Origin of the sequence: Nonomuraea cavernae, from assembly GCF_014646355.1 — a bacterium.
GTDB lineage: Bacteria > Actinomycetota > Actinomycetes > Streptosporangiales > Streptosporangiaceae > Nonomuraea > Nonomuraea cavernae.
Map to the genome: position 1 here is coordinate 71060 of NZ_BMNH01000026.1, position 14077 is coordinate 85136.

General features: G+C 68.1%; 12 protein-coding genes. 6 read left to right on the forward strand and 6 right to left on the reverse strand.

Translation table 11 applies throughout. The features are described from left to right. Positions 1-16: 16 nt before the first annotated feature. Positions 17-1171, forward strand: a complete 1155-nt coding sequence (locus IEY82_RS30515) for an acyl-CoA dehydrogenase family protein (RefSeq protein ID WP_189127720.1) — start codon at positions 17-19, stop codon at positions 1169-1171. Between the two features lie 42 nt (positions 1172-1213). Here the strand turns inward: IEY82_RS30515 and IEY82_RS30520 are convergent, their stop codons facing one another. From IEY82_RS30520 to IEY82_RS30535, 4 genes are all read right to left on the reverse strand, one after another. Beyond that, the gene (locus IEY82_RS30520; protein WP_189127721.1) at positions 1214-2341 is read right to left on the reverse strand and encodes a thiolase C-terminal domain-containing protein; all 1128 of its coding nucleotides are present in this window, start codon (positions 2339-2341) and stop codon (positions 1214-1216) included. After that, positions 2338-2745 (reverse strand): Zn-ribbon domain-containing OB-fold protein, encoded by a 408-nt coding sequence (locus IEY82_RS30525; RefSeq protein WP_189127722.1) that lies wholly within the window; start codon positions 2743-2745, stop codon positions 2338-2340. Before IEY82_RS30525 ends, IEY82_RS30520 begins: the two co-directional genes overlap by 4 nt. Positions 2746-2888: 143 nt before the next feature. Further along, positions 2889-3401: a VOC family protein gene (locus tag IEY82_RS30530; RefSeq protein WP_189127723.1), complete on the reverse strand. Its 513-nt coding sequence runs from the start codon at positions 3399-3401 to the stop codon at positions 2889-2891. A gap of 550 nt (positions 3402-3951) precedes the next feature. After that, positions 3952-4257, reverse strand: a complete 306-nt coding sequence (locus IEY82_RS30535) for a hypothetical protein (RefSeq protein WP_189127724.1) — start codon at positions 4255-4257, stop codon at positions 3952-3954. Between the two features lie 812 nt (positions 4258-5069). Between IEY82_RS30535 and IEY82_RS30540 the strand changes: the two genes are divergently transcribed. From IEY82_RS30540 to IEY82_RS30555, 4 genes are all read left to right on the forward strand, one after another. After that, complete coding sequence (locus tag IEY82_RS30540) at positions 5070-5615, forward strand: hypothetical protein (RefSeq protein WP_225264137.1); 546 nt, start codon at positions 5070-5072, stop codon at positions 5613-5615. A 753-nt stretch (positions 5616-6368) separates the two neighbouring features. Further along, positions 6369-6602, forward strand: coding sequence for a hypervirulence associated TUDOR domain-containing protein (locus IEY82_RS30545; RefSeq protein WP_189127725.1), 234 nt, complete (start codon positions 6369-6371; stop codon positions 6600-6602). Beyond that, positions 6599-6931 carry a DUF3140 domain-containing protein gene (locus tag IEY82_RS30550; RefSeq protein ID WP_189127726.1) on the forward strand — a complete coding sequence of 111 codons (333 nt, stop codon included), beginning with the start codon at positions 6599-6601 and terminating at the stop codon, positions 6929-6931. Before IEY82_RS30545 ends, IEY82_RS30550 begins: the two co-directional genes overlap by 4 nt. Before the next feature lie 328 nt (positions 6932-7259). Then, entirely contained in the window at positions 7260-8729 is a 1470-nt protein-coding gene (locus IEY82_RS30555) for an MDR family MFS transporter (protein WP_225264139.1), read from the forward strand. Between the two features lie 881 nt (positions 8730-9610). Here the strand turns inward: IEY82_RS30555 and ettA are convergent. After that, positions 9611-11275, reverse strand: coding sequence for an energy-dependent translational throttle protein EttA (gene ettA, locus IEY82_RS30560; RefSeq protein WP_189127728.1), 1665 nt, complete (start codon positions 11273-11275; stop codon positions 9611-9613). A gap of 59 nt (positions 11276-11334) precedes the next feature. Next, on the reverse strand, positions 11335-12627 hold the full coding sequence (locus IEY82_RS30565; protein WP_189127729.1) for a GGDEF domain-containing protein: 1293 nt from the start codon (positions 12625-12627) through the stop codon (positions 11335-11337). 539 nt (positions 12628-13166) lie between these two features. On the opposite strand from IEY82_RS30565, the gene IEY82_RS30570 reads away from it, so the two are divergent. Continuing rightward, positions 13167-14077 (forward strand): transposase (locus IEY82_RS30570; RefSeq protein ID WP_229697732.1); only part of this gene is annotated, 911 nt, incomplete at its 3' end.

The following is a 14077-nucleotide window of genomic DNA, read 5'->3' on the forward strand; positions in this document are numbered from 1 at the left end:
AATCTGGGAGGCGGCTGTGGACTTCTCGCTCAGCACCGAGGAACGGCAGATCCGCGACACGGTCCGGTCCTTCGTGGAGAAGGAGATCATGCCGCTGGAGCCCGGCGTCCTCCGCAACGAGCGTGAAGGCCGCCCCGGCCTCGACCCCGAAACCGTCCGCGACCTGCGCGCCAAGGCCCGGAAGAGCGGCTTCTGGGGCATCAACACCCCCGAGGAGTACGGCGGAGCCGCGCTCGGCCCCGTGATGTCCGCGATCATCGCCATGGAGGTCGGCAGGACGTTCGTCCCGTTCACCTTCGGCGGCAGCGCCGACAACATCCTCTACGCCGGCACCGAGGAGCAGAAGCGGCGCTACCTCGTCCCGACGATCGAGGGCGAGCGCCGCTCCTGCTTCGCGATCACCGAGCCGGGCGCGGGCTCCGACGCCCGCAACATCCGCACCCGCGCGGTCCGCGACGGGGCCGAATGGATCATCAACGGCGAGAAGACCTTCATCACCGGCGGCAACGAGGCCGACTTCGTGATGGTCTTCGCCGTGGCCGAGCCGTACGGCGTCACCTGCTTCCTGGCCGACCGCGACATGGGCTGGCGGTCCGAGCCGATCCCGACCATGGGCCAGTGGGGTCCGGCCTCCCTGGTGTTCCAGGATGTACGGGTGCCGGAGGAGAACATCCTCGGCGAGCTCGGCAAGGGCTTCGAGCTGGCCATGCAGTGGATCGGCCAGGGCCGGTACATGATCCCGGCCAGGGCCATCGGAGCCGCCGAACGCATGCTCGGCATGGCGATCGACTACGCCAGGATCCGTGAGTCCATGGGCCGGAAGATCTCGGAATACCAGGCGATCCAGTGGATGATCGCCGACTCCCAGGTGGAGATCGAAGCGGCCAAGTGGCTGACGCTGTACGCGGCCTGGCAGGTCCAGCAGGGCATGGACGCCCGGCACGCCTCGTCCATCGCCAAGCTCAACGGCGCCCTCATGGCCAACCAGGTCGTCGACCGGGTGCTGCAGATCCACGGCGGCATGGGCTACACCAAGGAGCTGCCGATCGAGCGGTGGTACCGCGAGCTGCGCCTGCTGCGCATCTTCGAGGGCACCGACGAGATCCAGCGCCGCACGATCGCCCGCAACCTGATCAAGGGCCACGCCCGCCTCGGCACCATCGGCGAGTGACCCGCGGCGGCGGCCGGGGGGAGATCGCCGCCGCCGCGGGGCTTAGGGGAGCCGGTTCGCCAGGACGAGCGTGGCGGCCGAGGCGAACATCCCGCCATTGCCCAGCACCACACTCACCTCGGCGTCCGGCACCTGGGCCGCCGCCTCGCCGCGGAGCTGCCGCACGGCCTCCTGGATGGCGAACATCCCGTACATCCCGGTGTGCGTGTACGAGAGGCCGCCACCGTTGGTGTTGAGCGGCAACCGGCCACCCGGCGACGTGTGGCCCTCGGCGATGAACGCCCCGGCCTCGCCCCGCCCGACGAACCCGAGATCCTCCAGGCCGTAGATCGGCACGTGCGCGAAGGCGTCGTACACCATGAGGTGGTCCACCTCGTCATGCGAGATCTTCGCTTCGGCGAACGCCGCCTCGCCCGACAGCCGGAACGCCTTCGAGGTGGTGAAGTCCTCCATCTGCGAGATGATCGGCGACTCGGCCGCCTCTCCGGACCCCAGCAGATGGACCGGGCTCCGGCGGGCCCGTTCGGCCGACGTCACGACCAACGCCCCGCCGCCGTCGGTCACCAGGCAGCACTCCAGCAGGTGGAACGGGTAGGCGACCAGCCGCGAGGCCAGCACGTCGTCCACCGTGATCAGGTCGCGGTACATCGCCCTCGGGTTGAGATGCGCCCACCGCCGCTGCGCCACGGCGACCTCGGCCAGCTGCTCGTGCGTGAGCCCCGTCGCCTTCATGTAGCGCAGCGCCGTCAGCGTGAACATCGTGGCGGGCCCCATCACGCCGTACGGCACCTCGAACTGCCCCGCCAGCGAGTCGGCCGCCATCCCGAACCTCGACGCGCCGACCCGCGACCTGCCCGACTCACCGTGGGTGATCAGCACCGTGTGGCACAGGCCGGCCCGGATGGCCGCCGCGGCGTGCCGTACGTGGAACAGGAAGGACGACCCGCCCACCGCCGTGCCGTCGAGCCAGGCGGGGGTGATGCCGAGCGCGTGCGCGAGCTGGATCGGGCCCGGGTTGCCCACGGTGGCGATGCCGTCGACGTCGTCCTTGGTCATGCCCGCGTCGGCGAGCGCGTTGCGGGCCGCCTCCAGGTGCAGCGCGGTGGTCGAGTGTCGCGGGAGCCGCCCCACCTCGTCGGTCTCGGCGGCGCCGGCGATCACGATGCTCACGCCGCTCCTCCCGCGGGCTCGAAGAGCGGCACGCTGACGTCGCCGCGCTGCTCGAAGACGACACGAAGCGGCAGGTCGAGCGGGAGGTTCTCGGGCGTGATCTCGACGCCCACGATGTTCGTCATCATCCGCACGCCCTCCTCCAGCTCCACCACGGCGATCGCGTACGGGCCGTCGTCCTCGAACCCGCGAGCGGGCCGATGGTTGATCACGTACGAGTAGAGGGTCGCGCGGCCGCTGGCCCGCACCCATTCGACCTCGGTGGCACCGCAGTGCGGGCAGCTCGGCCGGGGATAGAAGTAGTGCCGCGCGCACGCCTGGCAGCGCTGGATCCTGAGCTCGCCCGCCGCCGCGCCGTCCCAGAAGGGCTGCGTCTCCGGCGTGGGCTTCGGTACCGGCTTCATCGGCCTCCCCATCTTTCTAGAATCACACTCTAGAGTCAGATGCGGAACCACGGGAGACCTTTCCGGGGTCGTGGATGTTCACGCCGGAACGCTCAAGGACTGGGGATGCTCACGGGCGGGGGATGCTCACGGGCGGGGGATGCTCACGGGCTGGGGATGCCGTCTCCGTTCCGGCCCCGTCCGGCCAGCACCTCCTCCAACGTCGCCCGCCAGTCGTCGGGGTCGCGCCTGCCGGGCTGGGCGAGCTGGATCAGCACACCCTGCGCCTCCTTGGGGTGCAGGAACACCTCCTTCCAGCGAACATCTCCGATGTTCAGGCCGTGCAGCCGGTAGCCGCGTCCGGCCAGCCGGGCCACGGCGGCCTCGATGTCGTTGACGTGGAAGTTCAGGTGGTGAACGCCGCCCCTGCCCCGGGTCAGCTCGAAGAACGTGTCGAAGAACGTCGATCCGGACAGCGGCTCCATGAGCTCGACCTTGCCGCCGTTGGCGTAGGTGAGTTGCAGGGTGCGGTAGCCGCTCACCCGGTTGTCTCCGCCGCCGCCGCGATGCTCGCCGCCCAGCAGGTCGCGGTAGATCGGGAGCAGGTCCCTGATCCTCGGCGCCGCCACGGCCGTGTGGTCGAAGGTCACTTCGAGTCCGTCCAGTTCCAGATCCACGCACGACCCCTTCCGCCTCAATCCTAGAATTTGATTCTAGACGGAAGTCCTCCGAGTCGCACGCCCCCGCTCACTCACGCGACATCTCCCGAAGCCGAACGCCGAGCAGGCCGGGCGGTGGACACCCCTCGACGCCCACCGCCTGACCCGCTCCCCTCTCACCGCGACCGGTCGGCCGTTGGTTCTAGCAGGAGGCCAGGCCCCACAACTGAGAGCTGCTGACCTTCTTACTGTGCAGGATCGCGCTCTCCAGGCGAGGGACGGGAACGCACCATCCCCAGCTACCACCGATGTGCGCCTTGAAGCGGACGATGCTGTTGCCGCAGTTGCGGTACGCGACGTACTGCCTGCCGCCGGAGGTGTAGCTACTGGCACCGCACGGCTCAGCAGAAGCGGCCCCCGCCGGAATGACGAGAGCGGACGAAATCACTGCCGCGACAAGAACACCTTTAAGAAACGGGACATGGCCATCCTTTCCTTATCACCGTCGTCATGTAATGGCCGCCCCCGCCAGGCCTCAACGGCTTGACCTGGCCGCGGCCGGTGAACGCTAGCTCGCGAACGCGTTGCGGCCGTTCCTCGGCTCCTCGTCGATGAGGCACTGGGCTATCGACGGACCTGCGCCGACCCGCTTCCACACGCCGTATCTCGTGGTGTACGTCGACTTGCCGATCCGGTAGCAGTCGACGATCGCCCTGAAGGACCCCGTGCCCTTCGTGCAGTTGAACCAGTAGGCGTTGTCCTTGTACAGGCTGCTGCAGCTGGAGGGGGCGGCAGACGCCGCGCTCGCCGGCATGAGCATCGCCCCGGTCGCCAGCGCGCTGACCGCCACGAGCTTGACAGACTTACTGAACATGTTGAGCAAACCAATCTCCTGACAGAGGATAGGGAACAACTCGCGGGCCGCATCGCGTCGCGCACTCCCGAATTCACGCACCACGAACCCGGGAAACGACACTCGAAAGCAAGCCCGATCTCCAGGCACGCATGCGATGCGTTCGAACGGCTGTTTCCGTGAACGTGGTCACCGGGAACGGTGCCCCGTGAACAATGGAAGGCGAAGTCCCGAACGCGGCCCGTTCACGCGGGGCCGATCAGCTGCGATCGGCCCGTCTCATGGGCTGTGCCGCCCGTCCGTGGCCGGCCTGTTCGCAGGCTTTCGGCCCATCTGTTGCGGATCTCGTCGCGTGGTCGCCGCGGTCACCGTGGAGATGAGCGCGGCCTCCCAGGGACGGCATCGCACCGGCGCCGAGGCCCCCTGAGGGAGATCGACGCCCACGAAAATCCGGGTGCGGGACGTGGTGTAACTGCCGGCAACCGCGATGCGGCCGACGACCTGGCCGCCTCGGCGAAAGCGCCCTTGAGCATGTGCGTCATGGCCATCCTTCCAGCTACCGCCGTAGCGGTTTCGGTGGTCACGAAGATCAGCCTGCCAGGTTCCTTCGCGGGGAACAACGCATGTTTCGGCCACACAACGGCTGATTCCGGCCATCGAGGAGCACACGGCGCCGATCACGCCATTTCACGCCGGGACCTCGTCCCGGCACCCCAACCTGGACGCCGAATCGGCGCATGGCGCGTCCGCGAATCGTGTCGAGCGGGGCCATGCGGCTTTGTCGGTAGATATCGCCTTGCCGGTTCCGTTAAGAATCAGAACAATCGCCTAGCGTGATGGGGATCTCCGGCTTCGAGCCGACCTTTCTTGTCGGGCTTGGAGCCGTCCGAAAGGAACACGGACCGGGCCTGGCCGCGCTTGCCGGCCGGCGTCTGACGGGGTTCGCGATCGTGTGTTTCGCCGAGGACGGGGACTGGTTCGCCGACTGTCCCGTCGTCTTGGACTTCGACGGTGTCCAGGCAGAGATCTGCCACTGGAAGCTCGATGAGCTGTCGATCGGCTGGAACAGCATCGACATGACGGCCGCGATCAGTGGCTGGGAGTGGTTCGAGCTGACTCCGGCATGGTCCAGCGCCGACGAACGGCTTGAACCGTTCGTCGGCCAGGAACTGCGCGAGGTCGCTCTGCTCGAGTGGCGTCCTTCGGGTCATGACCTGGCGGACGGCAGCGTCGCGGTGGAGTTCGTCTTTGATGCAGGTCGTTTCCACATCTCCAACGCTCTTGATGAGAACAGCATCGATCTCGGCGACGCTCATCCAGAATTCGTGCGGCACCGGTTGGACTTCGGCGCGCAGCCTGATCAGGTCGCCTCCGGTTGATCTCGATGACCGGCAGCAGGGTCGCCCGAGCCCGCGTGCTCATCCGGCGTGGGGCCCCGGCAGCGCCACGACCGCCGGGCCGTCCACCGCGACTCGGCTGGAACCTTGCCACCTTCGCCGGAAGATCATCAATTCCCTCAGGAGAGGATGCGTATGCCATCCACGCGGATCTTCACGTCCGTCGCGGCGGCCATCGGCGGAATTCTGGTCGCGCTCGCCCCAGGCTTCACGCAACCCGCCTGGGCCGCCCCCAGCGGATGTTCGTCCGCCATCGTCGACTCACGTACGGTCAAGGCGACCTGTGGCTCCGGGACCGGCGAGTACCGGGCCGTCGCCACGTGCGTCACCGAGAACGATCAGCGGCGCACCACTGCCTACGGCACGTGGAGGAGTGCGGCGACCTGGGTCTCGATCGCCACTTGCCCGAGTAGCTCCCCCTACGCGATCCATGGCTCCTCTCAGACCAGATAGGGCTGTGCGGCTCTGACCTGGAGCCCCGCTCTTCGACGTCCGGGCGCAAACGAAAGGCCGGGGCTCCAGGCTGTGTCGTCCGGGAAAGGAAACCGGGAGAAGTGCCGACTCACGGAATTCGCGATCCGGGATTCGAGCGGCGTTGACACTGCCGCACTTCGCTGAAGCGGCCTCTCGTCCAGAAGGCCGAGCGTGCGTACACAGCTGAGTACATAGCGGAAAATGGGCGTATCCATGGCTGCGCTGTGGCCTGCAAGCGCAGGTCGGGGTAGTGCACAGCGCATGACGAAGAAGCGGAAGGAAGACCCGTCGGTAGGCGACGAGGTCACCTGGCGAAGCCACGGATCAACCGCCCACGGCAAGGTCGAGAAGAAGATCACCGGCAGGCGGAAGGAAGCCGGTCGCACCGTGGCCGCCTCGCCCGACGACCCCCAGTACGTGGTGCGCAGCGAGAAAAGCGGCAAGAAGGCCGTGCACAAGCCGTCGGCCCTGCGCAAGGACCAGGGTTCGGAATGACCGAGGAGGAGCGGGCGGTCGCGGCCGAGTTCGACCAGGCGGTGAACATGACCGCCAAGGAGCTGGAACGCTGGCTCGCCACGGACGACTCCAAGATGGTGGGCCAGAAGAAGGACGGCGGCGGCGAATCCACCGGGCACGAGTCCGGCCGCAAGATCGTCGGACTGCTCCAGACGAAGAAGTCGTCCCTCACCGAGCAGGACTACGCGCACATGCGCAAGGTGATCGGCTACATCCACCGGCACCTGGCGCAGCGCCCCTCCGGCGACGTCCGAGAGACCAAATGGCGTTATTCGCTGATGAACTGGGGCCACGATCCGCTCAAGTGAGCCTGGTCCGGCCGAGGACTTCGGCTGCCGACATTCCCGTACGGCGGGCCGCCCGCGGCGATCCGCCCATGGTGCGATTCGGAGCCGGCCCGGGCGCGTGTTCACCCAGGTCACGTAGCGATACGGGTGCTCCCTCCCCATCCGGAGATCGTCCTCCCCCAGTGAAAACCGGGTGACATTTCACAGCACTTGCCGCAGTGTGGGGCGCGGTCGATGAGTTTTGTCGGTGGCGCCCGTCAGTCTGTCCATGACCACAAAGCCTTGGGCGACCGCAGGCCGGGACACCAGCCATGACCGCGTTCAGCCAGCCAATCCCGATCGAGGTACCGTGCCCAGCCCACAGCTCGACTCACTCCCCAAGCCCGCGGCCGCTGCTTCAGGTCGCACGCCGCCCGTGATCCGGCTGCTGGTGCTCGCCACATTCGTGGTCATCCTCAATGAGACGATCATGATCAACGCGATCCCGAGGATGATGGACGCGCTGCACATCACCGAGCAGACCGCGCAGTGGCTCTCCACCGCCTTCATGCTCACCATGGCCGCGGTCATCCCGACCACCGGGTGGTTCCTGCAACGGGTGACCACCCGTCGCGCGTACGCCACCGCGATGGGTCTGTTCCTGATCGGCACGGCGTTGGCGATCGTGGCGCCGTCTTTCGAGGTGCTGCTGGGCGCCCGCATCATCCAGGCGTCCGGGACGGCGCTGATGATGCCCCTGCTGATGACCACGCTGATGCAGGTGGTGCCCGAGCAGGACCGGGGCCGGGTGATGGGCAATGTCACCCTTGCCATCTCGGTCGCGCCGGCGATGGGCCCGACGATCTCGGGGGTGATCCTCCAGTTCGGGTCCTGGCGCCTGTTGTTCGTCGTGGTGCTCCCCATCGCCGCCGTGATCACCTGGCGTGGCCTGAAGCGGCTCGAGAACATCGGCGAGCCTCAGTTCAGCAGCATCGACTGGCTCAGCGTGATAACGGCCGCCGCCGGCTTCGGCGGCCTCGTCTACGGGCTCAGCCAGTTCGAGGGCGGTGACGTCCGCGTCGCCGCCGCGATCGTGGCGGCCGGGCTGATCACCATCGCCGTCTTCGTCGTCCGCCAGCTGTCGTTGCAGAAGCGCGGCGTGCCGCTGCTGGACCTGCGCACCCTGCGCCATCGCACCTACACGGTCGCGCTGATCCTGATGGCGGTGGCCTTCATGGCGATGCTCGGCTCAATGATCTTGCTGCCGCTGTACCTGCAGAGCGTCCGCGAGCTCAATCCCCTGGAGACTGGGCTCCTCGTGATGCCGGGTGGCCTCGCGATGGGGCTGCTGGGTCCGGCCGTCGGCCGCCTGTTCGACAAGTTCGGCGGCCGGGTGCTGGTCATCCCCGGCGCGATCGGGATCATGTTCGCGCTCACCGGCTTCACCCAGGTCTCGATGACCATGCCGTACTGGCAGATCCTCGGTCTGCACGCGCTGCTGATGGTGAGTCTGGCCGCGACCTTCACGCCGGTGTTCACCCTCGGGCTCGGAGCGGTCCCCCCACGGCTCTACTCCCATGGCAGCTCGATCCTGAGCACGCTGCAACAGGTCTCCGCGGCCTTCGGCACCGCGCTCGTGATCACCGTCATGAGCGCGCGAGCCGATGCCCTGAGATCCGCCGGAGCCACCGAGGCGCTCGCCACCCTCGGCGGCATGCGGCTGGCCTTCATCATCGGCGCGGTGCTGTCCGTGATCGTGGTCGTCACCGCCCTGCTCCTACCGGCGCGGGCGGCCGACGCCGACGAACTCGAGGGCCCCCGGGCGGCCAACCCTGCATGACGGCGGCGCGACGCCGTAACGTCGGATGCCCGAGATGGTCGGCCAACTGCCACGAGTTCGTGCGCCGTACATCGGCCAGCAGCCCACGGACCAGGCCCCCGAGGGTCGCCTTCGGCTCGGGCCGCTTCATCAAACGATCAGCGGTCCGCGCGGTCACCGCCGTGAGCTCGGCATCCCACGACACGACCAGTTCATTGGGTGAGGCACGAGGCCACGCGCGGACCATCGCCGACACCACCACGCGGGTGAGCGGCTCAGAGATCTACCGGCGTGGTGCCGGAGCCCGGCATGACGTACCGGCTGGGATGACGCCGATCCAGCAGGCTGTCGTGGAAGGACCACACGATTCGCACCTGGCGGGAGAGCCGCGAAGCAGTCGCGGGCCGGGCGTCTGACCTGAGTGGCCGAGGCCGACGACGACCGTTCACGGTGGCCGGTCTGCCCGCGCTGGGCAGCGGGGACGGCGGACCCTCCAGACGGCCAACCGTTCGTGTGGATCCACGGGCCGCCCGTCACAGGAGGCTGAATGGGTGATCCCGTGTGCCTCAGGAGAGTGCCGTCGCGGCGGCCGGCCACGTGAACCCCGTAAGCGTCACCCTGGACAGGCCCCGACCACGGGCGGCGGTTGGGCCTTCCCGTGCTTGCCGTACGAGCTGGAAACGGCGGAAAGAACGACGGGTACGCACGAGCCGGAACGGCGGCGAGAAACACGTCCCAAGCACGAGCCGGAACTGCGGTGAGACGCATGCCTCGCCAACGAGCCGGAACGGCGGTGGGAGCCACGCGCCGCCCAGAGGACGTGGACGGCGGCGGGACGGCGAGCGGCGGCTAGGAACGGAAGTCGCGTGCCGCCGAGCGAGACCGGCGGCACGCTGTCACGCTCAGGCGCGGTGGAGCTTGCGGTAGGTGACGCGGTGGGGCCGGGCGGCGTCGGCACCGAGGCGCTCGATCTTGTTCTTCTCGTAGTCGGCGAAGTTGCCCTCGAACCAGAACCAGTTGGAGCCTTCCTCCCACGCCAGGATGTGGGTGGCGATCCGGTCGAGGAACCACCGGTCGTGGGAGGTGATGACCGCGCAGCCCGGGAAGTCGAGCAGGGCGTTCTCCAGCGAGGAGAGCGTCTCGGTGTCGAGGTCGTTGGTGGGCTCGTCGAGCAGCAGCACGTTGCCGCCCTGCTTGAGGGTGAGCGCCAGGTTGAGCCGGTTGCGCTCGCCGCCCGACAGGACGCCGGCCTTCTTCTGCTGGTCGGGACCCCTGAAGCCGAACGCGGCGATGTAGGCCCGCGACGGCATCTCGACATTGCCGACCTTGATGTGGTCGAGCCCGTCGGAGATGACCTCCCACACGTTCTTGGCGGAGTCGATGCCGCCGCGGCTCTGGTCGGCGTAGGAGATCTTGACCGTGTCGCCCACCGTGATCGCCCCCTTGTCGGGCGTCTCACTCCCGGTGATCATGCGGAACAGGGTGGTCTTGCCGACGCCGTTGGGACCGATCACACCGACGATGCCGTTGCGCGGCAGGTCGAAGGTGAGGTCTTCCATGAGCAGCCGGTCGTCGAACCCCTTGGTCAGACGCTCGGCCCTGATCACCGTGGTGCCGAGGCGGGGACCCGGCGGGATCTGGATCTCGTCGAAGTCGAGCTTGCGATGCTTGTCGGCCTCGGCCGCCATCTCCTCGTAACGCTGGAGACGGGCCTTGCTCTTGGTCTGGCGGGCCTTCGGGTTGGACCGGACCCACTCGAGCTCGTCCTCAAGCCGCTTCTTGCGCTTGACGTCCTTCTGCCCCTCGACCTTGAGGCGCTGGGTCTTGGCCTCCAGGTAGGTGGAGTAGTTGCCCTCGTAGGCGTAGGCACGGCCGCGGTCGAGCTCGAGGATCCAGCCGGCCACGTTGTCGAGGAAGTAGCGGTCGTGGGTGACGGCCAGCACGGTGCCGGCGTACTTCTCCAGGTGCTGCTCCAGCCACTGGACGCTCTCGGCGTCGAGATGGTTGGTCGGCTCGTCGAGCAGCAGCAGGTCGGGCGCCTCCAGCAGCAGCTTGCACAGGGCGACCCGGCGGCGCTCACCACCGGAGAGCTTGCTCACCTCGGCGTCGGGCGGCGGGCAGCGCAGGGCGTCCATGGCCTGCTCCAGCTGGCTGTCGAGCTCCCACGCGTTGCGGTGCTCGAGCTGCTCCTGCAGCTTGCCCATCTCGTCGAGCAGCTCGTCGCTGTAGTCGGTGGCCATCTGCTCGGCGATCTCGTTGTAGCGCTCAAGCAGCGCCATCGTCTCGGCGACGCCTTCCTGAACGTTGCCGAGGACGGTCTTCTCCTCGTTGAGTGGAGGCTCCTGCTGGAGCATGCCGACCGAGAAGCCCGGCATGAGCTTGGCGTCACCATTGGACGGCTGCTCCAGACCGGCCATCATCCGGAGCAGCGTCGACTTTCCGGTGCCGTTAGGGCCCAGGACGCCGATCTTGGCACCTGGCAGAAACGACAGCGTGACGTCGTCAAGGACAACCTTGTCGCCGTGCGCCTTGCGCACGCGCTGCAGCGTATAGATGTACTCCGGCATGGTATCTAGCTTAGGGGCTCCTGACCCGGGCTTCTGCCTCTGGGGCAACAGGGATGGATTCAGGCCGGGGAGGCGTCGGCCACCGGCGGCGGCGGCGCCTGGACGACGGGCACGCAGATGCGGTCACGGCCAAGCTCCTTGGCCCGATAGAGGGCCAGATCGGCGGCGGCGAGCAACTCGATGAGATCGTCGCCGTGCAGGCTCATGACGGCGACGCCCGCCGAGATGGTGACGCTTATCATGACGTCGTCGGCGGCGATCGTCATCCGGCCGATGCGCCTGCGGAGCCGCTCGGCCACCTGGCGGGCCTCGTGGATGTCGGCGCCCGGGAGCAGCACCACGAACTCCTCGCCGCCGAAACGGCCGACGACATCGTATTCGCGCAGCTGGCCGCGGAGTGTGGTGGCGATGCTGACCAGCACCTGGTCGCCCACGAGATGGCCGTGGTTGTCGTTGACGCGCTTGAAGTGGTCGATGTCGATGATCAGCAGCGCCAGGGTGTCGCCGCTGCGCCGGGCCCGGACGATCTCGGTGTCGGCTTCGCGCTGCCAGGCCGCGGCGTTGAGCAGGCCGGTCTTGGAGTCGGTGCGGGCCGCCGCCTGGAGCTGGGCGTGCAGGAGGCTGCGCTGCAACAGCACCACCGGCGGCAGGGTGAGGACGAGCAGGGCGAGGTTGAGCCCGCAGGCGATCGCCACGATGACGCCCAGGCACAGCTCCACGACGTCCAGCAGCACGCTCTCCCTGTCCCACAACACGTCGCGCCACGGCCCCTCGGGATCGGCGGTGTGCGCCGCGATCGCGATGAGCCCGGTGTTGAGCAGCGCGAACACCACCGCCGCGCCCACCGCCAGCGTGATCGCGGACCCGCCACCCCGTGTCAACGCCGACGGGTCCGGGACCACCCGGTGGAACAGCACCGAAGCGGCACACCCCGCCAGGCCGATGGCGGCCGAGCTGAACACCCTGCGGTAGAGCACCGTCGCCCGGACCCGCCACTGCAGCAGCGCCTGTAGCACGATCGGCGCGAACAGGGCGTAGACCGGCGGCAGCAGCAATGCCACCGGCAGCCACCACGCTGACAGCAGGTCACGCGCGACGCCCGCGGGCATGCCGAGCCGTCTGGTGGCCTCGATGCAGACCGCGCCGCACGCCATGAGGGCGGCGAAGGTCAGCAGGTGCGGCCAGCGGACGTCGGTGACCGTCGCGAGCAGCACCATCGCGACGACATCGAGGGCCACGATGCCGCAGAGATAGACGACGAGCGGACGACGTTGCCCGAGCAGCGGCCAACGGCCGACCAGACTTGACACACCGTCGCGAGACTTGATCGAGGTGTGACTGGTCGCCGCCATACCGACTCCTCTCCGCCTAACGATGTGTAACACAATAATTGCGGAGTGTGCGTCGTGCGATGGGAACCGATACGTTGGCAGCCGGGGTCACATGTTCCATGTGGTCCGGGAATGTGGATGCGGTTCGCTCCGCGTGCGGGCCGTGCCGGAAAGGAGAAGCCATGGCGCGGGGCGTCACCTGGACCTGACAGGTGCACCAGCCACCCGTTCGACATGACATGCGCGGCGTCATCGGCCGCCTGCCGTTGCCGCGGCCTTCGGGGGACCCGCGGCATGCAAGGGTCAGTCCCCCTCCACCCCCACTCCCTCCTTTCTTTCAGCGTGATCTGGCGTGGAACCCCGGGCGTTTACGCCCGGGAGGAAAGGACAGCGCGGGAGGGCCGCCAAGGCCCGAGCGGTGCGGTGACCGGTAGGCCGTGGAGCGGCTCAGGGTGAAGATCACATGCGCGTGAAGCGGGCGGACGACGCGTCCGCCCTCTTCTCATGCCGGGGTTCGGTTTCCATCCCGGTGGCGTGGGCTTGGCGATAATGTGTTCGAGGTGAAGCTGGTGGTGCGGGTGAAGCTGCTGCCGACGCCTGAGCAGGCGGCGGCGCTGGAGGCGACGTTGCGCGCGGTCAACGACGCGGCCACCTGGGTGGCGGCGCTCGCCCATACCCAGCGGGTGTTTCGCAATTACGATCTGCGCAGGCACGTCTACGGGCAGGTCAAGGACAGGTACGGGCTGGCGGCTCAGGCCGCGCAGCATGTCATCAAGAAGGTCGCCGACGCCTACGCCACCCTGCATGCCAATCTGCGCAGCGGCCATCTGGGCAGGCCCGGCTCCGTCCGGCGTGAACGGGTGCAGGCCAGGCCGATCGTCTTTCGCCCGGGCGCGGCCCAGCCGTTCGACGACCGCTGCCTGTCCTGGCGGATGGACGCGCGCACGGTGTCGATCTGGACCGTGGGCGGGCGGATGAAGGGCGTGGCGTTCACCGCCTCGGCCGATCAGCTCACCCTGCTGGCCGCTCACCGCAAGGGCGAATCAGACCTGGTCTGCCGCGATGGCAGGTGGTTTCTCATCGCCACCTGCGACCTGCCGGACGTTCCGGTGCGCGCTCCGGACGGGTTTGTCGGGGTGGATCTGGGGATCGCCAACATCGCCACCACCGCCACCGCCACCGGCACCGGCACCGGCACCGGCACCGGCACCGGCGATGGTGTCCGCCACAGCGGCAAGACCCTGAACGCGGTCCGTCACCGCCACCGGGAGTTGCGCCGCCGCCTGCAGGCCAAACAGACCAAGAGCGCCAGACGGCTGTTGAAGAGACGCCGCCGTAAAGAAGCGCGTTTCGCCGCCGACACCAATCACACCATCGCCAGACGCATCGTGACCGAGGCTGCACGCACCGGGCGAGGGATCGCCCTGGAGGATCTCCAGGGGATCCGCGACCGGGTACGGCTCCGCAAGCC

Coding starts and splice junctions, on each gene's coding strand:
- IEY82_RS30525 (WP_189127722.1), bottom strand. CDS start 2,745: ATGAAGCCGGTACCGAAGCCCACGCCGGAGACGCAGCCCTTCTGGGAC.
- IEY82_RS30535 (WP_189127724.1), bottom strand. CDS start 4,257: ATGTTCAGTAAGTCTGTCAAGCTCGTGGCGGTCAGCGCGCTGGCGACC.
- IEY82_RS30545 (WP_189127725.1), top strand. CDS start 6,369: ATGACGAAGAAGCGGAAGGAAGACCCGTCGGTAGGCGACGAGGTCACC.
- IEY82_RS30550 (WP_189127726.1), top strand. CDS start 6,599: ATGACCGAGGAGGAGCGGGCGGTCGCGGCCGAGTTCGACCAGGCGGTG.
- ettA (WP_189127728.1), bottom strand. CDS start 11,275: ATGCCGGAGTACATCTATACGCTGCAGCGCGTGCGCAAGGCGCACGGC.
- IEY82_RS30565 (WP_189127729.1), bottom strand. CDS start 12,627: ATGGCGGCGACCAGTCACACCTCGATCAAGTCTCGCGACGGTGTGTCA.